General features: G+C 57.8%; 17 protein-coding genes, 1 tRNA gene and 1 riboswitch. Of the genes, 6 read left to right on the top strand and 12 right to left on the bottom strand.

Features of this window, described 5'->3' with window-relative positions; genetic code table 11:
* Positions 1–156: 156 nt before the first annotated feature.
* Genes ABD982_RS10595 through ABD982_RS10585 form a run of 3 tightly spaced genes read right to left on the bottom strand, consistent with a single transcriptional unit; the run spans position 157 to position 3,156 of the window.
* Positions 157–966, bottom strand: coding sequence for an energy-coupling factor transporter transmembrane component T family protein (locus ABD982_RS10595; protein ID WP_251380589.1), 810 nt, complete (start codon positions 964–966; stop codon positions 157–159).
* Positions 956–2,506, bottom strand: a complete 1,551-nt coding sequence (locus tag ABD982_RS10590; RefSeq protein ID WP_345447378.1) for an ABC transporter ATP-binding protein — start codon at positions 2,504–2,506, stop codon at positions 956–958. The genes ABD982_RS10595 and ABD982_RS10590 overlap by 11 nt, the downstream gene beginning before the upstream one ends.
* 41 nt (positions 2,507–2,547) lie before the next feature.
* A complete protein-coding gene (locus ABD982_RS10585; protein ID WP_251380587.1) occupies positions 2,548–3,156 on the bottom strand; it encodes an ECF transporter S component in 609 nt (202 codons plus the stop codon).
* 56 nt (positions 3,157–3,212) lie between these two features.
* Positions 3,213–3,319: riboswitch (TPP riboswitch) on the bottom strand.
* A gap of 327 nt (positions 3,320–3,646) precedes the next feature.
* Between ABD982_RS10585 and ABD982_RS10580 the strand changes: the two genes are divergently transcribed.
* Positions 3,647–3,916 carry a DUF4235 domain-containing protein gene (locus ABD982_RS10580; protein ID WP_251380586.1) on the top strand — a complete coding sequence of 90 codons (270 nt, stop codon included), beginning with the start codon at positions 3,647–3,649 and terminating at the stop codon, positions 3,914–3,916.
* 123 nt (positions 3,917–4,039) lie between these two features.
* A complete protein-coding gene (locus ABD982_RS10575) occupies positions 4,040–5,365 on the top strand; it encodes an MFS transporter (RefSeq protein ID WP_345447376.1) in 1,326 nt (441 codons plus the stop codon).
* Here ABD982_RS10575 and ABD982_RS10570 read toward each other — a convergent pair.
* Together ABD982_RS10570 and dcd are read right to left on the bottom strand one after the other, a co-directional pair.
* Positions 5,362–6,531 carry a hypothetical protein gene (locus ABD982_RS10570; RefSeq protein ID WP_345447374.1) on the bottom strand — a complete coding sequence of 390 codons (1,170 nt, stop codon included), beginning with the start codon at positions 6,529–6,531 and terminating at the stop codon, positions 5,362–5,364. The genes ABD982_RS10575 and ABD982_RS10570 overlap by 4 nt on opposite strands.
* Complete coding sequence (gene dcd, locus ABD982_RS10565; protein WP_345447371.1) at positions 6,531–7,127, bottom strand: dCTP deaminase; 597 nt, start codon at positions 7,125–7,127, stop codon at positions 6,531–6,533. The genes ABD982_RS10570 and dcd overlap by 1 nt, the downstream gene beginning before the upstream one ends.
* Before the next feature lie 95 nt (positions 7,128–7,222).
* On the opposite strand from dcd, the gene ABD982_RS10560 reads away from it, so the two are divergent.
* The 3 genes from ABD982_RS10560 to ABD982_RS10550 all read left to right on the top strand — a co-directional run bounded on the left by ABD982_RS10560 (position 7,223) and on the right by ABD982_RS10550 (position 9,142).
* Positions 7,223–7,296: transfer RNA gene (locus ABD982_RS10560), tRNA-Gly, on the top strand.
* 92 nt (positions 7,297–7,388) lie between these two features.
* Positions 7,389–8,519 (top strand): MauE/DoxX family redox-associated membrane protein, encoded by a 1,131-nt coding sequence (locus tag ABD982_RS10555; protein WP_345447368.1) that lies wholly within the window; start codon positions 7,389–7,391, stop codon positions 8,517–8,519.
* Complete coding sequence (locus tag ABD982_RS10550) at positions 8,516–9,142, top strand: class I SAM-dependent methyltransferase (protein WP_251380581.1); 627 nt, start codon at positions 8,516–8,518, stop codon at positions 9,140–9,142. Before ABD982_RS10555 ends, ABD982_RS10550 begins: the two co-directional genes overlap by 4 nt.
* Here ABD982_RS10550 and ABD982_RS10545 read toward each other — a convergent pair.
* Positions 9,139–9,834 carry a hypothetical protein gene (locus ABD982_RS10545; protein WP_345447363.1) on the bottom strand — a complete coding sequence of 232 codons (696 nt, stop codon included), beginning with the start codon at positions 9,832–9,834 and terminating at the stop codon, positions 9,139–9,141. The two genes, ABD982_RS10550 and ABD982_RS10545, sit on opposite strands and share 4 nt — an antisense overlap.
* A 64-nt stretch (positions 9,835–9,898) precedes the next feature.
* Between ABD982_RS10545 and ABD982_RS10540 the strand changes: the two genes are divergently transcribed.
* The gene (locus tag ABD982_RS10540) at positions 9,899–10,879 is read left to right on the top strand and encodes a zinc ribbon domain-containing protein (RefSeq protein WP_345447361.1); all 981 of its coding nucleotides are present in this window, start codon (positions 9,899–9,901) and stop codon (positions 10,877–10,879) included.
* On the opposite strand, the gene ABD982_RS10535 is transcribed toward ABD982_RS10540, so the two are convergent.
* From ABD982_RS10535 to ABD982_RS10510, 6 genes are all read right to left on the bottom strand, one after another.
* Entirely contained in the window at positions 10,876–12,801 is a 1,926-nt protein-coding gene (locus ABD982_RS10535) for an NHL domain-containing thioredoxin family protein (protein WP_345447359.1), read from the bottom strand. The two genes, ABD982_RS10540 and ABD982_RS10535, sit on opposite strands and share 4 nt — an antisense overlap.
* A 209-nt stretch (positions 12,802–13,010) precedes the next feature.
* Entirely contained in the window at positions 13,011–15,191 is a 2,181-nt protein-coding gene (locus ABD982_RS10530; protein ID WP_345447356.1) for a bifunctional copper resistance protein CopD/cytochrome c oxidase assembly protein, read from the bottom strand.
* Between the two features lie 45 nt (positions 15,192–15,236).
* Positions 15,237–16,547: a Dyp-type peroxidase gene (locus ABD982_RS10525; protein WP_345447354.1), complete on the bottom strand. Its 1,311-nt coding sequence runs from the start codon at positions 16,545–16,547 to the stop codon at positions 15,237–15,239.
* 136 nt (positions 16,548–16,683) lie between these two features.
* The gene (locus ABD982_RS10520; RefSeq protein WP_345447352.1) at positions 16,684–17,343 is read right to left on the bottom strand and encodes a copper chaperone PCu(A)C; all 660 of its coding nucleotides are present in this window, start codon (positions 17,341–17,343) and stop codon (positions 16,684–16,686) included.
* Between the two features lie 193 nt (positions 17,344–17,536).
* Positions 17,537–18,121, bottom strand: a complete 585-nt coding sequence (locus ABD982_RS10515) for a copper resistance CopC family protein (protein ID WP_345447349.1) — start codon at positions 18,119–18,121, stop codon at positions 17,537–17,539.
* Positions 18,122–18,152: 31 nt separating this feature from the next.
* Positions 18,153–18,728: a hypothetical protein gene (locus tag ABD982_RS10510; RefSeq protein ID WP_345447346.1), complete on the bottom strand. Its 576-nt coding sequence runs from the start codon at positions 18,726–18,728 to the stop codon at positions 18,153–18,155.
* Positions 18,729–18,821: the final 93 nt, after the last annotated feature.

Here is an 18,821-nt window from a genome sequence, read left to right as displayed (position 1 = left end):
GATTGATGTGAGCCTATAGTCCTAAACTACCTATTTTTTGCAGTAGGGAACAGTATTAGTTATGACCTTCACAAACGATAGCCATCATATCTATTTTTTATAAGCAGGTTTGACCAGAGATTACTTAAATTTGCCCCCACAAGTAGAGACAAAGGATTACTGCCAAAGCAGTTGCAGGGATCCGACGGAGAAGGACGCCGCATAGGCAACCAGGGGGATAGCCAAGGCGCAGACAGTGAAAACAAGGTCACCTGGGGTAAACCGATCCGGTCGCGCCCAGGTACGCTGCCGGTTCCCAAAACCGCGCGCCTCCATAGTGATAGCAAGGCGACTGCCCCGGCGAAGGGCCTGAACCAGCAGGGCAAAGGTCTGCCCGCCACTGGCTCTGATACTCTGCACTAAACCGGCTGCACTGGAACTACCGGTGACTCCTCTGGCTCGGCGGGTCATGGAAAGGGTGTTCCATTCGGCGAGCATCAGGCCCACCAGTCGCAGAGCAGCTAGAGCAGCCAGCACAAAACGTGCAGGTAGACGCCAAGTTTGCGCGAGGGAGTCCCCCCAGTCCGTAGGGTCCACCGTGGTAAAAAACATCAGTGACGGCAGTGCAAGCGCCAGGGAGCGCAGCACCATAGCCACACCAATCTCTACCGAGTGGGTGGTGAGGTAATTGAAGCCTAGATCAAGAACGACTTCCCCATTTTTTTCGGCCAAGAGGGCGGTAGCCCAGCCGCCGACCAGCGAAGCTACCAATATGGGCCAGAACCGGATGAGCAGGGTGAAGGCATTGAAGCGAGCGACCAGCAGGCCAAAAATTTCTAGGCCCAAAATAAGGGAGGCAGTGAGCGGGTCAATCACCAGAATGATGAGCACGCTGCACACTAACGCCGCCCCGAATTTGATACCGGCGTTGCGTCGACCCAACCAGGAATCCTGCAGAGCCGAGCGTTCAAAAGGATTAGTGCTCATCTGTCTGTCCTCCTGGCCCCAGACGCAGGGTTCTGCCGCCCAGTGCAGCAATGAAGTCCCGGTCATGGGTCACGGAAATAATGGCGGTGCCGGAGTTTAACTGTTCATTCATGAGGACGACCAGCTCAGCCCAGGTGCCGGCATCCTGACCAAAAGTGGGTTCATCGAGAATAAGCAAGCGAGGGGCTGTGGCAAGAGCCGTTGCCACGGACAGTCTGCGTTTTTCTCCGCCCGAGAGAGTGAAGGGGTTAGCGTCAGCAACATCTTCTAAACGCAGGCGGGTCAGCAAATCGCTCACCAGGGCGTCCAGCTCGGTCTCATCGAGGGGCAATCGGTTCAGTTTTGCGACCTGTCGAGGACCGTATTCCAGTTCAGCACGCACACTGGCAGTAAGGAACTGGTGCTCTGGTTCTTGGAAAACATAACCAATGCGGGTAACAAGTTGCTGGGGTTCCCAGCGAGCAGGGTCCCAACCAGGTTCCTGTTTCTCCTGTGAGGCTCTAGCCCTCAGCGCACCTGTGGCTGCCACCACCCCGTCTGCAGGGTAGAGGAGGCCAGCGAGGGTCAGCGCCAGTGTCGATTTTCCGCTGCCGTTGGCACCTGTAATAGCCAGGTGTTCACCGGCAAGAACGCTCACAGAGTGCACATGCCCCACCGCAGGCAGATCCAGCGGGTAGGGCGCCGGGGGGCTATCTTTAAGCGCTCGTGCGCGGCGGCGAATATCTCGCTTCCGAGGCAAGAGTCGGGTGGTGACCAGATCTTTGCTCGTCAGCAGTTGCTCACCGGGTCTGGACGCCGGCTGCGGTAGTTGGGGGGTGAAGCCCGGCACCCATACCCCGGCGTCAATGAGTTCCTCTCTCGCCTCGCGGAAGACCTGATCGGGTGTGCCATCATGGGTAATCCCTTGAGCGCCCAAGATAATGACCCGATCCATATATTCGGCCCAGATACCCACCCGGTGCTCAATAACCACCAGGGTTGAACCAGTAGTAGCCTGTGCCGCGATGACGGCGTCCCTCACTTCAAGCACCCCGGCGGGGTCGAGATTGGCGGTGGGTTCATCCAGCAGGAGAGCTCCGGGTTGCATAGCAAGAATACCCGCTAAACCCAGGCGCTGTTTCTGGCCACCCGAAAGCTGGTCTGTAGGGTAATCCAGGGGCAGGTGGTCAAGACCCACTGCCGCTAGAGCGACGTCTACCCGCTGCCAAATTTCTTCCCGCACAACGCCTAGGTTTTCTGGCCCGAAGGCAACGTCATCACCCACCCGGGCTAACACAATGGAGCTTTCCGGGTCCTGCTGCATGAGCCCAGCCGGCACCTGCTCAGTCAGGGCATGTGCGCCACCCACCGTCAGCGAACCACTGGCAGATTGCCCGTCGGCGTCCTGAGCTACCCCGCCCATAGCGTGCAAGAGGGTTGTTTTACCGGCACCGGAGTGCCCCAGCAGCAAGACTTTCTGCCCCGCAGGGATCTCAAAGGTCAGATTATTGAAAGCAGGCTGGTCCCGGCCCGCGTAGTGCCAGCCGAAGTTCTCTGCCACGATGGCAGCACTCGACCGGGACCTTGATCGGAGACTAGACATTACCGGGCAGAAGAACCTCGGCGCGACCGGCCTGAAGCCAGGGAGTCCAACACACCGGTAGCTTCCAGCGCCCTCCCCAAAAGCCACATCAACAGACCCGCAATTACCAGACCAGATAGGGCACCGCTAGCTACATAGATCACCTGGTTAACCGCACTGAACTGGCCGGCATAGTAAATAATGACCTCGTTCAGCCCCATGGCAAAGCCGGACACCGCACCGGCCAACAGCATGACCGGCAGGTTCCAGGCACGGTAAAGAAAGATAGCAAAGACCAGCTCAGCAGCCGCGCCCTGAATTAAACCAGAAATAAGAATAGGCAGGCCAAAAGAGCCAGGCCCAATAAAAACAGAAATCAGGGCAGCCAACAGCTCACAGTACAGTGCCGCACCAGGCTTACGAATCAGGTAAGCCCCCAAAGTGCCCGCAATCAGCCAGCCACCACCAATCAGCGGTAGTAACTGCGGCGCAGTTGCCGCCAACAGTGTCTGGGTCACGGGGTAAACCCCCAAATTCCACAGAGCAAAAACTAACGAGCAAGCCACAGCAATCACCGAAGCAATCACAATCTCATTAACCCGCCACGCGGTAGAACGCTTTTCAGCCATAAAAATAACCTTCCTATACATGTAGGAAGGGGGGACCCAGGCACCGGGTGGCACCTGTTTCCGAGAACTCGACTCCCTATCGCAGGTACTAACCGGATCAGGTTCGAGGGTCTGCGCCTAGCGCACTCTCAGCGCCGATGGTGGCGCTCCCCTGTCGATACCCGCAACTATGCGAGCAGTTCAAGTGTAGAACTCCCCCAGTATAACCACTAGGGCGAGCCAACGAAAGCTTCCCTGTATCGATGCCTTGCTCTGGGTTACTTATAGTCAAGCGTAGCGGGGGCTTTCGTCCCGCCAGCTGACCCTCTGATGATTCGCGCTGAGCGCTCGCAATAATCTCTGGCAGCCCCGAATCCCCTGGAGGGAGGTAAACCCATCACCACGCTTCTACTGATTCTCGCCCAATAGGCGGCAGAGAGCACAGGCTACTGATAGTCTTGGTTCGGAACGGCGTTTCGCCCCCTATTTCACTGACTGAAAGGTCTGAACTATGAATCCTCTCATCAAGATTGCTGGCACTGCTGCTTCACTCGGCGGCGTTGCCCTGGCAAACAAGGTGCTCAGCGCAACCTGGACCAAAATCACCGGCAACCAGCCTCCCGAGAATAACCCCGATGAGGACGAGCGCTGGCGCGACATCATTCTCTGGTCGCTGATTACCGGTCTGGTAGGCACCATTATCAAAGTTGCGGTTACCCGCGCCCAGTACCAGCTTGAAGCTAAGTCCGGTGACAAGACCACCGATCAGGCTGAGATCTAAGAAATAGTTACCAGGAACGGCAGGCTTTAAGGCCTGCCGTTTTTGTATCTGTTTTCCATCTTTTCATGAAAGGGTAGCGATAATATATCCATCGCCTGCGCCCAAACCAACTAGCATGTGTCTATGACCTCACCTGTTTCAGCCGCTGATAACCACTCCACCCCAGCGCCGGCATCCAAAAAAATGATTGCCGCGTGGACGCTTTGGGACGTTGGAAACGCTAGCTTCAACGCCATCATGACGACCTTCGTGTTCGCGGTCTATCTAACCAGCTCTAGCTTTGGAGAAGAAGGGCACCCCGCAGCGGTTCTTTCGGTAGGTCTCACCATTGCCGGTGTATTCATCGCCCTGCTTGCCCCCATCTCGGGTCAGCGGGCGGACGCCTCGGGAAAACGAGGTCTGTGGCTGGGGGTCAATAGCGTGCTACTGGCGGTCATTATGGCCTTCTGCTTCTTCGTAGCGCCCTCCCCTGACTACCTCATCCTGGGTGTTGTTCTGCTGTCCCTAGGCAACCTGGTCAATGAATTTGCGGTGGTCAACTACAACGCGCTGCTACCCGCTATTTCAACCAAGCAGACCATCGGCAAGATTAGCGGAACAGGCTGGGCAGCAGGCTATTTCGGCGGTATTCTTGCCCTAGCAATCGTCCTGGTCGGTTTCGTTTCCCCGGGTATTCTGGGCATTCCCGAGGACGGTGCCTACAATCTGCGCGCCGTCGCGGTTTTCTCGGCCATCTGGGCTATTGCCTTCTCTTTGCCTCTCATGCTGGCAGTGCACAAAATCTCTCCCGCCCCCCGCAGTGTAGAGCCTCAGAAGAGCATCCTTGACTCCTATCGGGACCTCTTCGCCACCATCCGTCGTCTCTACCGCGAAGCTCCCACCACCCTCTACTTCCTACTTTCCTCAGCGGTCTTCCGTGACGGTCTTAACGGCATCTTTACTTTTGGCGGTATCCTGGCCGCGAACTCCTTTGGTTTCAGCACCAATCAGGTTATTGTCTTCGCCATCTTTGGCAATATCGTTGCCGGTGTGGGTGCACTGCTCGGCGGGCGTATGGACGACCGCTTTGGCCCCAAACGAGTCATCGTTTTCTCCCTGGTTGCCCTTATCGCGGCCGCTCTGCCTCTGCTCTTCTTCCCCAGTAGCACCATGTTCTGGATCTGCGGGCTTACCCTCTGCGCCTTCGTTGGTCCGGCACAATCCGCCGCACGTTCCTACCTGGGCAGGCTGGTTAATGAGGGCAACGAGGGCGAGCTCTACGGCCTTTACTCCACGACCGGAAGGGCCGCCAGCTTCCTCTCACCCGCTCTCTTCGGCCTCTTTGTCACTTGGTTCGGCGCTGAGCTTTGGGGTATTTTGGGTATCGTTATCGTGCTTTTTGTAGGTTTGCTTCTCTTGCTGCCCATCAAGGATCCGCAGCGAGGAAACGCCCGGGAGTCAACGCTCTAAAGCGGGGACGCCACCACGGGTAGCAGAAGCCCTGCCTGTTCTAGCTGCAGTAAAGATTCCTCAAAGCCGCGCTCGGGAATTGGCCCGTAGAGCTCCTGTAGACGCGCATGGATTTCTGTTTTAGGCAGTGGCTGAGCCAACATCTCCCAGCAGTCCCAGGCATAGATGGATACCTCTGATAGAGAGTTGCCCTGAGCCACCAGATAGCGGTCTTGGCAGACCAGGCCGGTTGAACCCTCCGAGCGCTGGTAAAGATCCGGGGTATCGCTGTTGACCAGGAAGTTAGCTGCTGGCAGGTAGGTGAAAGCAGCTTCTGATTCTGGCAGCTGGTCTTGATCCTGGTACAAAAGACTCAGGATGAGCGGCAGTGCGTCGGTGATTTCTGAGTAGGTCAGTTTGACTGCCCCACCGGTCTCTACCAGCAGGCCGGTCAACACCTCTAGCCCTCGCTCGGTTATCATGAGGCCCGATGACTGCTCTGAGATGGTTAACAGGGCCTCCGCTAAGGGTAGAGGTTCAATTGAGGGAACAACCTTCTTGCCCTTCACCCGGTTCAAAACCACTATACGGTGGAGGTGAAAGGAATAATCATCCGCTGCTATCACCCGTAACCCAAGGTCAGCAGGGTTATGCTGCACCTTGGGCTGCTGAGCGTCCTCAATAATAGACAGGGGTTTGGGGTAGGGGCGGATTGACCTATCGGGCATCACCACAGCAGTTTCGTCAGTCAGATAGGTGACGTGCTCACCCAAAAAACGGGCAGCGGTGGTTTTCCCCGTACCGGACGGCGCCACCAGAGCTAGTGCGCGGTGGCTGGACGCATCCCCCACCACTGCGGCGTGCAGTAGATGAGCGGTACCGGCATATTCGCGCAGGAGGTGAAGGGTGACGTCCACGGTAAGACGCTCAGCCGCAACGGCCGGATCAGATGAGTTGACCACGGTTAAGTTTGCGATATCCCCCCACTGCTGAGTTATCTCATCCGCAGGGCGGCTGCTGAGCACGGTGACCCGCTCACCGTCAGCAATCCGGGCCCCGGCGTCCTCAATGACCTCGGGGGCTAGTGCAGCCCAGGCTCGCTGGGTATCAACCCAGAGCTGGGGATTGTCATCTTCAAAAGCTAGAAGTATGGTTACTCCGGCAGGGCGAACCAGTAGACCGCGCATCAGCTCTCGGTGTTGCCGGCAGGAATGGTGGTGCGATAAAAGTTAAGGTAGCTGCGGGAGGCTGTGGGGCCACGCTGACCCTGGTAGCGGTTGCCGTAAGTCCCCGAACCGTAGGGGTGTTCAGTCTCGCTGGTTAGTTTGAAGAAGCAGAGCTGGCCCACCTTCGAACCGGGCCACAACATAATGGGCAGGGTTGCCATATTGGACAGCTCAAGGGTTACGTGCCCTGAAAAACCGGGGTCAATGAACCCGGCGGTTGAGTGGGTGAGAAGCCCCAGACGTCCGAGGGAAGACTTACCTTCAAGACGGGCCGCCACATCAGCTGGCAGAGTTACCTTCTCGTAGGTAGCACCCAAAACGAACTCACCGGGGTGCAGAATAAAGGGTTCATCAGGGGCGACCTCTACCAGCCGGGTCAGGTCTTCCTGTGGCTGAGAGGGGTCAATGAAGGGGTACTTGTGATTATCGAACAGGCGGAAGAAGCGGTCAATGCGCACGTCCACACTGGCAGGCTGAACCATTGACTCGTCAAACGGCTCTAGAGCGATACGCCCGGTTTCGATTTCTTTGCGGATGTCCTGATCAGAAAATAACACCCTCCCAAAATATCGTATTTCGCCGTCACATTTTGACGCACACCCCGAGCATGGCTAGAGTATTCCTGTAGCTCCGCTTTATGTGGACGCCACGCGCGGCTGTAGCTCAATGGTAGAGCGCACGCTTCCCAAGCCTGATACGCGGGTTCGATTCCCGTCAGCCGCTCCAATCTCAAACCTGCCGGGTACCCACCTGGCAGGTTTTCTTTTTCTGACCCTAACAGGGTGGGTCAGAGCGGCGGCAGTAAACTAAAGAGGTAGTTGCTCCCCATCTCAGAAAGCACCCTCTCAGACGCTATGACTCCCCTTGTCTTATGCACACTCATCATTATCGTGACACTGGCTGTTAGCGGCGTGGCAAAAATCAAAGAACCCACCAGCACCGTCACCGCCATAGTTAATCTCAAGTTGGACCAGTGGCTACCGGTAAAACCCATTGCAAAAATCTTGCCGTGGGCAGAGCTTGCCCTTGCCGCTGGCCTACTCATCTTGCCCGGTATCTGGCAGGTTCTGGTAGCGGTCGCCGCTGTAGTGCTCTTTATCGGCTACTGGGCTGCTATTGCCCGCGCAGTAGTGCAGGGCAACACGGCTACATGTAACTGCTTTGGCAGCGCCTCAACCGCGCCGGTTTCAATGTTTACCCTCATTCGCAACACCGCCCTGCTGATGGCGTCCTTTGGGGCTCTCATTGGGGCCATCGTTACCCGCGGGTCAGCACTCACCATGTTGCTGGCGACCGACGCGGACGGATGGCTCTGGCTAATTGGTGCGGGGCTAGCGGCACTGGTGCTGTGGTCCATCTACCGTTCTGAGCAGACGGTTCAGGCGGTTGAACAACCGGTCACTGACCAACCGGCAGAATCCCAGCCGCTACCCGGGGACGAGGCAGAAGACTACCTGCGCACCCCCATCCCTTTCGCTTCCCTCCGCTACCCCGCGAAAAAAGGTGAAAAATCTAACGAGGGTGCTGAAGTTAATCTGCGGTACCTCTCAGCTACTCAGGCACGCCTGCTCATTTTTGTGTCTCCCACCTGCGGCAGTTGTCAGCCCGTTATTGAACAACTAGCAGATTGGCACCACCGTCTGCCCATGCTAGGTGTGCACCCGGTAGTCAGCAGTGAAAGTCACCTACAGCAGATGGATTTACCCGCTGATATGCAACCGTTTGTTGACCCCGAGTCGAGAACAGGCATGCTCTTTGGCGGTGCTACCCCCTCAGCAGTCGCTTTGGGCACCGACGAATTTTTGGCTGGCGGTCCTGTCTACGGCAGTGACGATGTCACCCGTTTTGTTGAAGACATCATCGGCGAGATGGAGCATGCGAGCGCTGAGACAGCAGAAGCTGCACTAGTACAAGAAGAAACTATCAAAGAAATGGATGGTGAGGCATGAGCCGCGAAAAATCAGCCTGGGAGATTACCAAGGAACAGAACCCAGCTCACGCGCAGTGGTATATCCAGCGTTTTAGGGCGATGGAAGAGCAAGGCAAAGATATTTGGGGTGAAGCCCGCACCATTGACGCGATGGCACCGCGTAACGCCAAGATTTTAGATGCTGGGTGCGGCATGGGACGTTTGGGTGCGCATCTGCATGAAAAAGGTCACCGGGTGACAGGCGTGGATCTTGACCCGGAACTCATTGAAGAGGCACAGCGGGTCTGCCCCGCGGCGCACTGGGTAGTCTCAGATTTGGCGGATCTGCGCGAGTCCCTAGGGTATAGCAAGGACAGCCAGCTCGGTGAAGAAGGCTTTGACATGGTCTTCTCAGCCGGCAATGTGATGACCTTCTTGGCGCCTTCTACTCGCCGCGAGGTGCTAGAGGAATTAGCGGCTGTACTGGCCCCAACGGGCCGGGCGGTCATTGGTTTTGGTGCGGGGCGTGGCTACGATTTCGCTCATTTCTTTGAGGACGCCGCGGCGTCCGGTCTCAAGCTAGATAGCACTTTCTCCACTTGGGAACTTCACCCTTTCACCGAAACCTCGACCTTCTTGGTGGCAGTGCTGAGCAGGGTTTAGAGAATATGCAGTTGCTGTAGTGTTTCGTCCGGTAGGAGGGCAGCTACAGCCAGCGCTAGCAGGAAGATACCTGCAACCGCGCCGACGGTAGCGGATTTCCAGCCGGGGTGCAGTTCGTTAAAGGTGATGAGCCCCGGCCACTGTTGATTCATTTGGGTGACGTTAATACTGGGGTAGACGGTGGTCTGTGGGGCGAGGGTGGAGGCGATGGTACGCAGGGTTTTGGCATCCCAGATGCGGCCATCGAGGCGGAAAACTCGCTTCTTTTTAGTGTTGACTGCCCAGAGAGCCGGTACGCCCTTATAGCGCACGGCAGCCACTCCGGTGAGTTCTTTACCGGCAGCCTGCTTGGGGGTGAGGCGTTCTGCGATAACGGTGTGGTCGATGTCTGCAAGGGGTACAGCGTGCCAGCCGAAGAGGCGCCCACGCAGGATATGAGTTGGGGTTTGTACCACAATGTGGGGTTTGAGCATGGAGTAGAGCGTAATAACTGCCCCAACCGCTATGAGTGCCAGGAGCACCATAACCAGTGGTGTGGGACGTTTTGCCAGCATGAACCAGAGGCAGGCCAGCGCTAGCACTGCGCTGGGGAGGCCAGCGATGATGCGGCGGTGGTAGGAACCGATCCGGGGGTGGTAGATGTTGGTAGCCTGCCCATATTTGGCGGGGACTTCGTGTGCGTTTTCTGCCATGGCTCTACTTTAGCGGCTCGTCATGGCGTGGAGGTCGCAATAGCGGGTGAGCTACATTTAAGGGGTGCGTTTTACTTCTACTGTTGACCGAGTTCTGGCTATGTGGCTGGCAGGTGTGCTCACCGCTGTCATTATTGCCTTAGCGTCCCTAGCTCTTATTAATAGGCTAGTTTATGGCCCCGAGGGCCAGGTGCGCGCCTATTTTGCTGCGGTGCGTGAGGGCGATGGCTCTAGGGCGCTGGGTATCTTGGGGGCGCAGGTGCCCGAGGGTGATGCCTCGATGCTAGACGGTGATGCTTTGCGTGCCTCACTGGAGGGAGTTCACCAGCTGCAGACCACCGATACGGTCGTTAGAGATGGTGGTGAGAGGGCCACGGTTACGGTCTCTTATCTGGTGAATAATCAGCAGCACAGCAGCGAGTTCAACTTGCATAAGGTCGGTTCTCACTGGGGTGTTTTTGACCAGTGGGCTATTGATCAGGGCACACTCCCCACAGTCCATGTGGACGCTAAAGCACTGTCAGCTGCCACGCTCAACGGCCAGAAGGTGGCGGTTAAGGGTGGTTCGCAGGACTTTGCAGTGACCTTTCCAGGGGTCTATCAGGTGACCTATGAGTCTGCTCTGTATTCCTCGGTATCAGATAGCACTCTCATCACAGCACCCGGCGAGACCCCCGTCCTCACCTTGGATTTGGAGCCCTCCCCTACCGCTGTGGCTTCGGTGCGCCAGCAGGTGAAGACCTACCTTGATACGTGCGCAGCCCAGAATTCGCTCTACCCCACCGGCTGCCCGTTTGAATATGCCTTCAACGGTCGCGTTGCCGGGGATTTGACCTGGCTGATCACTGAGTACCCCGATCCTGAGATTAATCTAGCCAACGGTGCATGGTCGCTGAGCGAAAGCCAGGGCAAGGCAGAAATTTCTTTCACTGCCCTTGACCTCTATACCGGCAAGAAAAAGCAGGTCAACCAAGAGGTAATTTTTGAGGTAGCAGGGTCACTGGCCACCGCCGATGAGACGGTGACCTTTACCCCAGCGACCTAGTTCACCCCGCGCAGGTCAAGCACTAGCTCCTGTTCCCCGCTTTCAGTGATGACAACGGGCAGCCCCCAGTCCTGCTGGTAGAGGTGGCAGGCCGCGTGGTCGGGGATTTCCCCGCCGGGTTCACCGTCACAGGCAGCAGCGCGAGCAGTAATGTGAAGTACCGCGCTGGTGATTTCTGGGTTGAGTTCCAGCTGGCGGGTGAGCCCCTGGGCTGTTCCGGCGCCCGAGAGGATGAAGTTCTCGGGGGTGGATGAGATTTTCAGCTGGGTTGGGTCGCCCCAGCGGGTGTCCAGTTTCTGCCCCTTGGGGGCCGCAAAGCGGGCGGTAAAGGTCAGACTGCCCCCGGCTAGTTCGGTGGCCTTTCGTGTTACCTGGCTAGCGCCCTCGTCCACATGCTGCATGGCATCGGGAATGGAGACGCGCACCAGTTGGTGGGCATTGGCTTCAACCACAATCAGGCGGGCACCCCCGTCCTCTGTCGTTTCAACCAGCACATCACTGGGTTCGGCCAGTCCGCGCGTAAGGGTGCCCAGTGCCCCGGTGGCAGGGTCGAAACGGCGGATAGCACCGTTGTAGGTATCGGCAATAGCAATAGAACCATCGGGCAGTTCAGTTAGCCCCAGGCAGTGCTGCAAACGGGCTTCTTGGCGGTTGCCGTCCACAAAGCCGAAGTCAAAAAGGCCGATGCCAACGGCGGTTTCTACACGGGCTTCTTCAGTATCAAAGACGATGCGGCGCAGGGCGCTGGTCTCTGAGTCGGCGACCCAGATGGAACCGTCCTTTGCTTCGATGAGCCCGGAGGACTGAGCGAACCAGGAGTCTGCCACCGCGCCGTCTTTCAGGCCCTCAGCACCGGTACCGGCAAAAACAGCCAGCTGCCCGGTCACCGGGTCAAAGCTAAAGATTTGATGGGTGCCTGCCATAGCAACCAAAAAGGCGGCTGCCTCGCGGGAGTAGACCAGGTCCCAGGGGGACGATAGGGCCACGCTGAGTGGATCAGCACCGGGTTCAATGTGGTTGGGGTCGGTGCGGGCGGTATCACCGTCAATCAGGCGCTGCACCCCGCTACCTGCCAGAGTGGTGACCTGGGCGGTGCTCAGGTTCAGCCCGCGCAGACGGTGGTTGACGGAGTCAGCGACGAGAACATCGGCCCCCAGCGTCTCGCGTAGATCTGTGGGCACCAGAGCAATACCCTGGGGCTCGTTGAAGCGGGCCTGCTCAGCAGAGCCATCAAGGTAGCCCTTTTCAGGGCCACCAAAGGTCGCTAGGACAGTCTCAAAGTCGGCTTCTACCTGCACCAGTCGGTGGCGGGCGGTATCCGTCACCAGGTAAGTGGTCCTGCCATTGGCAAAGTCAGTGGGTAGTTCCAGCGCCTTGCCGGGGAAAGCGAAAGTACCTTGAGGTTTGGGGCGGGGCACGTAGGGGCCGTCCCCGCGGTGCAAAGTGCCTTTAGCCTCGTGCTCCTCTACCAGTTCACGAACCAGTGAGGTCAGCCCCTGCACGTGGCCTTCACCGGAGAGGTGGGCAACAATGTAGCCCTCTGGGTCAAGGACGACCAGAGTGGGCCAGGCGCGGGCGGTGTAGGCGTTCCAGGTCTCGAGGTTGGGGTCATCGAGCACCGGGTGGGTGATGTCGTAGCGGTCCACAGCAGCTTCAAGGGCGACTGGGTCAGCTTCGTGTTCAAACTTCGGTGAGTGAACCCCCACGGTCACTAGAACATCTTCAAACTCTTCTTCCAGCGGCCGCAGCTCATCGAGCACGTGCAGGCAGTTCATGCAGCAGAAGGTCCAGAAATCCAGGATAACAATTTTTCCGCGCAGGGACTCCAGCGATAGCTCTTTACCTCCGGTGTTCAGCCAGCCCCTGCCCACCAGTTCGGACGCACGCACTTTGGTCTGGCGTGCGGCTGAATGATCTGCCATAATTTTTACCTTTCGTGGGCGCACCGGTGGCACGCGGGTGTACTTTTCTTCTTAGCCTAACAAGCCCCCCCCCGCCCGGTCATTTGTTGCAATTTTTGGCGCCTTTCGGTTCACAAACCTCAACTGTGCGTCATAGAAACGTAACAGTTAGGATGAGCTCAGTTCAGCCAAGACGGCTTACCCAAGGTGCAGAGCAGCACCTCAGCCCGTTAGCGGCCAGCTTTCTGATCTCGTTCAGCAAGCTCAGCAAACATGTCGTTGTAGGCATGTAGCTCAGCATCTCCGTCCCGGTCAGCCTGACGATCTACCCGCTTCTGCAGTTTCTTGTCCTGCATAGACCACTGCACCGCAACCGCCACAGCAATCACCATGGTGGGGATTTCACCGATACCCCACATCAGGGCACCACCTAGCTTCTGGTCTTCAATAGCTGAGAGCCCGTAGGGGCGGCCCACATTACCGAACCAGGACGCCTGCAGCAGGGCGTCCATCTGCATAATCGCGATACCAACGAAGGCGTGGTAGCCCAGCGTGGCGATGAGCATCATCAGGCGCATGGGGTAGGCAGGGCGATGCGGGATGGGGTCGATACCGATGAGCACCAGGCTGAAGATGTAGCCGGTGACCAAGAAATGAATCAGCATGAACTCATGGCCAATGTGGTAGCGCAACATGATGCCAAAGAGCGGGGTAAAGTAGACCACCACGATGGAGCCGGCAAAGTTTACGGCTGCAAAAATGGGGTGGGTAATCACCTTCGACCAGCCCGAATGCACCAGTCGAAGAATCCACTCGCGGGGGCCGCGGGTGCCGTCCTGCCGTGGCTCAAGAGCACGCAGAATCAGGGTGATAGGGGCGCCCAGTACCAAGAAGATGGGGCAGACCATGGTCAAAAGCATGTGCTCCACCATATGCGCCGAGAACATGACGCGGGCGTAGACGGTGAGGGCGCCGCTGGTGATGTAGAGCAGCACCAACAGACCGAAGTACCAGGACAGCAGGCGGAAGATAGACCAGCTACCACCGGATCGTTTTACCTTGATAAAGGCCCAGAGGTAGGTAAACCCAACGAAAGCGATGAAAGCGACCCAGAACCAGTCAAAACGCCACTGGGTGAACCACTCGGCGACGCCAGGTTCGGGCGGCATGTCATACCAAGTAATGATACGTACCGGTTCAGCGCCGGCGTCAAGAGTTTCTGGTGCAGGTGGGGCTGTGCGGGAAAGCGTCACCGCAAGACCGCTGGTGGCACCCATCAGGAGCAGCTCACAGGCAATGGCATACCACAGGCCCTTAGCTGCACCTATCTGCCCCGACTGCATCATGGGTATGAGGCGTAGGCGGTGGGTGGCGCCGAGGGCTCCCAGTAGTAAGGTCAGCATAATTTTAGCCAGCACTAGGGCACCGTAGACGGTAGTAAAAAGCTCAGCGAGGGTGTTCATGCGCACCAGGGCATTAATGATGCCAGAGAGCGTGACCAGGATGAAGCCACCTAGCGCCAGGGTGGAATAACGACGCAATACACTCACCGCCAGAGGAACCCTGCGCTTGGTCGCCGTGTGTTCCCCTCGCGCGCTTTCGGGCAGGGTGCCGCTGCCTGCGTCCTTACCTGAAATGGTGCGTGAAATAAAGACAAGGGCAATCAGCCCGCCGGTCCAGAGCACCACACCGAGCAGATGCAAGCCCAAGGAGTTGACCGCCCCCATATGGTCGTTACCGCCCGATGAGTGCCCGCCCAAAGCCATGTTGATGATACCAATGAAAGAGATACCCAAAGTTACCAAGAGACCGGTGAGCGATCGCACCGCAAAAACGAGAGTTGAGACCAGGGCCGCCACGATGATGGTGGCGGCTTCCTGCTGGCCGGCCGAGATGGTGGTGATGTAGCTGATGAGCTCCGTGGTGTAGGAGGAGCTGGCCTCTATAGCTCGGCCCGATATGTCGGCGTAGCTGAAGATTAGCACGGCAATTGCGGCGATGGTCCAAGTAGCTGATGCGGCTGCCGCCAGGTTCATCACAGCGATGAAGGCGGGGTGTTCTGTGCGGGTGAGGTTTTTCAGACGCTGGCTCTTGTCGGTTGCATGCGCCATGTTCACACGGCTCTTGCCCCGGGCTGAGTCAAGGAAGCGGGGGACGATCGCAATGGCAAAGAGCAGGGCGCCCATGGCGGTAACCATAGCGAAATTGTGCACCATCTCAGCAATCGGCAGACCCCACCGAACGAGCGGGCCGGCGTCCGCTAGGTCTGTAGCTGCTGCACTACCGCTGAGGGTAAGACTCGCTAGCAAGCTCAGAAAGGCAGCTGCGGGAAAGACCCAAATCCAGTGGGTGCCTAGCCCGTTGAGATGGGGGTTCGGGGCTGTTTTCTGCGCCCTTGTTTGCTGTGCCATATTATTCCTGCGTGGTGTTGTGAACCGTGATTGGTTGGTAAAAGTTTAGGTAAAGAGGTTCTCGCCGATGAAGCCGCCCTGCTCGCAACCTGCCGGAAGAGCAAAAACCGCGGAGCCGATAGGAACCGTCCAAGTATTGAGCATATCGAGCTCAGCCAGACGTTCTTGAATGGGGAGAAACTGAAGCAAAGGGTCTGCCTGGTAGGAGCAAAAGATGAGACCCGAGTTGCTCACTCCCCCATCGGTTTCAAAGTGTTCAGAGAACCCCGAGGCGTTCTGCACCGGCAGGTCGTAGTTGTACCCCCTGCGGAGGATGCGTTCCACTCGGCTCTGAGCGCTAGCGCGGCGAATGTGGGCGTAGGGAGCGATGACGGTGAAGCCCAGCTCATTGGTTGCTGAAAGATCGGCGGGGTCATGCTCCTGAGTGCCTGTGAGCGGTGCTCCATTGGTGAGGTTGCGCCCCACCGCGTCCTCACGAGCTGGTCGGTCTGATTGGGCCCAGGTATCGAGGTTCATGTGGATGCGGCGGATGACCAAGGAAGTTCCCCCAGGCTCCCAGGGCTCCAGCTCTTCGTGGTTACCCCAGACAAAGCGATCCATGCTGTCGTCCAGGGTTGAGGGGTTGATCGTGCCATCCACCTGGCCAAAGAGGTTGCGCATCGTCTGCCCGTTAGGCTCGCTGCCATAAGCGCGGCGGAAGCCTTCTTGTACCCAGCGCACCCGGCTCATTGACCGCGCGGTTTTCAGCAGCATTCTTTGGGCATGAGCCAGCGTAAAACGGTCGGAGCTACAGAGTTGCAGCAGTAAGTCCCCATCGTTCCACTGATCTTGAAGCTGATCGATCTTCTCAAAGGCGGGCAGTGGTTGGAGCCAAGCGGGCTTCTTTGCGGGGTTTACGATATCGAAGATGCGTTCGCCAAATCCGAAGGTGACGGTGAGGTGAGCAGGTACGGTAGCTAGCTCAGGTTCCTGGTCTACCACAGGTGCGGTGCCCTGGGTGAGGGATGCGGCGTCGCTAGTGAGCACACGCAGCAAACGCTGCACGCCACCGGCGTCCGTCCCACTGTTGAGGTCAAGGGCAATAAAAAGCGCGTAGGAGGGGGCTGGTGTGTCAACGCCAGCCTGCCTCTGACCGTAGAAGGGTACTCGGGCCTCTTGCAACGGTGGGGCGGCGGGAGTTGGGCTATTTCGTTCCGAGGCACCGGCAGCATATTGGGTCCCTAGGGTTGCGGCAACTCCCGCGCCGGCTCCTAGCGCTCCAGCTACGAAAGTTCGACGGCTGGACGCCGGCCGGGCTGGTACCTGCTCGACATCGGCGGTTGCATTCTCATAGTCTTCATCAAATGAACCGGTCATGGTTCTCTTTCTCCCCCGACGTTAGCCTACGTCTCATGTTATCTGTATGGGTAGCGGGTGGGTGCCCCGCAACTGGTGTTCAGCTGCGGGGCGGGTGCTACCTCAACGCTGTGTGGGTGAATTCAGATGCGCTGATCTAAGCGCACTGAGGCAGGACGGCTTCAGCAGATTCATCACCCTGTTCTGCTTCGGGGGCAGAGTGGTCACTTTCCCCGTGCATCGATTGGTCTTCAGACATGGTTTCATGGGCCGGTGCGCTAGCTTCACCCGGTGCGTATTCCTCTTTCGCACCGCTGAAATCACGCACTTCAGCATCAAATTCAACGGCACCAACTGAGGTGTCGAGCGTAATGACGCTGGAGGTACCTGCAACCAGTGAACACTTCATCTGCATGAGCATGATGTGGTTACCTCCCGGTGCCAGTTCAAAGCTCGCCCCCGGTTCAATGGTGAAGCCTTCCTTGACTCCTTTCATGGTGCTAGTCCCGGTGTTGGGGTCGATCTCGGTGGTGTGTAGCTGCACCATGCCGGCTGCGTCGCTGCTGGCACCCTCGACGGTGATGGGCTCATCCCCAGTGTTGGTAAGCGTGGCGAAGGCACCGGTCATGTTGCCGGTCGCTGCTTTGATCCAGGCACCCTCAACGGTCAGAGCAGATGTTTCAGCCGCAGCTGAGGTGGACTCTTCGCTACTGCTGGGCTGGTTCGATGAGGTGTCGGTTGATGAGCCGCACCCTGCCAGCGCTAGAAGCGCAACAGCAGAAAGGGCCGAGATATGAGTCATTTTGTGAGAGAACATGGTTTTTCTTTCTAATTTTTGGGGGCAGATAGCGACTCTTCGCTAGCCCAGAGCAGATGGTTTCGCGGATATCCTCAGCTTCAGTGGTGAGGAATCCACCGTTCGTTCTGGGCAAGCCCCTAATGTTTGATACGATGCCCGCAGTTAGACGAGCTAAGCTCCAGCCTGTGGTGCGGAGTCGGTAATGGAAGGGCTACTTGCGCTTCTTTGTTTTGGCCAGAATAACGAAGGCCGCACCCATCATCGCCGCAGCAGCGGCCAGGAAGAGTGCCACTTTGGCGCCGGTGGACATGCCCTGGCTCGCGACCGTGAGCGGTTCAGCTGGCTGTGTTTGCTGCTCCTCTGTCTCTTCCGAAGCTACTGGCTCAGTGCTCTGAGCCGCACCTGCCCCTACGGTGTAGGTGAAGGTTCCTTGAATGGGGTGCCCGTCTGAAGAAACCACACGCCAGGTGACCGTGTAGGTGTCACCTGTTTCTTGCGTCGCTAAATCTTGGGTCACGACTGTGCGGTCAACCTCTGGTTCACCCTCGGTCACCGTCTCACCGGCAGCGTTGGTCACGCGAACCTGATTGGCACCGGCGACGTCCATGATGTCACCGCTATAGGTCAGCTCCAGCTCGCTGGGTGCTTGTTCTAGGGTGGTATCTGCGGCGGGATTAGTGCTCACCAGCTCATCGTGGGCGTAGGCAGGGGTAAAACCCAGGCTGAGTGCCAGCAAGCCGGTGGCTGTAGCTGCTCGAGCGTGGGCTGAGAAAGTATTTTTTTTGGCGTCTGCCATAGGAGAGTCCTTGCTAGTAAGTTCTGGTCATTTACGAAGCAAGGTGGGCTGGTGGGCCTCGCGTGACTCTGCTTTCTAACAGGAAGGAAAGACGGTGAGACCTAACAGCAAAGAAATGAGCCGGAGCTTTGACCCGAGTCACAATGACGCCGGTCTCTCGCACCGGAGTTAGCCCCCTGATGCTGGCATGGGCTAGGTCAGCTAGTGCTTCAAGAAGTTGCTCCCCGTAGACGAGCACGATGTAGGTCGCCAGTGCTGCAAGCGCGTGGCCTACCCACATATCCGCGCCATAGCTGTGGGGTTGGCTGTGGGCTACCACTGTCAGTTGGTGGGCATGGTGGCCTTCCCCGCTCATCTGCACTGTGGAGCCATGCGTGTATAGGGCGTGCAGGACGCCTTGCCCGGTCAGCACACCGACCGCCAGGCTCGTTCGCGAGGTGGTCAATGCGGTTGCTAGCAGGGTGAGGCAGGCTGCCAGTGAAGTAGCAAGACCAAAAATGAGGGGGTGGGGCAACTCGCCACCAGCCAGGGTGTGGCTACTCGCCCCAAGAACGGTAGCCATGAGGGCAACGGCCCAGGCACGAAGCACCCGGTGCGCTTTGCTCACGACGCCCTCCTTAAGTATTTGGATCCAGCCGCTTCATTATCTCATAGATCCCTCAAGAGCCCTGAGGGCAGGTGGCAAGGGATATGCCGGTAA

Source organism: Rothia endophytica (genome assembly GCF_039543885.1).
In the GTDB taxonomy this organism is placed as follows: Bacteria; Actinomycetota; Actinomycetes; order Actinomycetales; family Micrococcaceae; genus Rothia; species Rothia endophytica.
The sequence above is the reverse complement of the archived record's forward strand: the minus strand, read 5'-3'. Positions and strand labels throughout refer to the sequence as shown.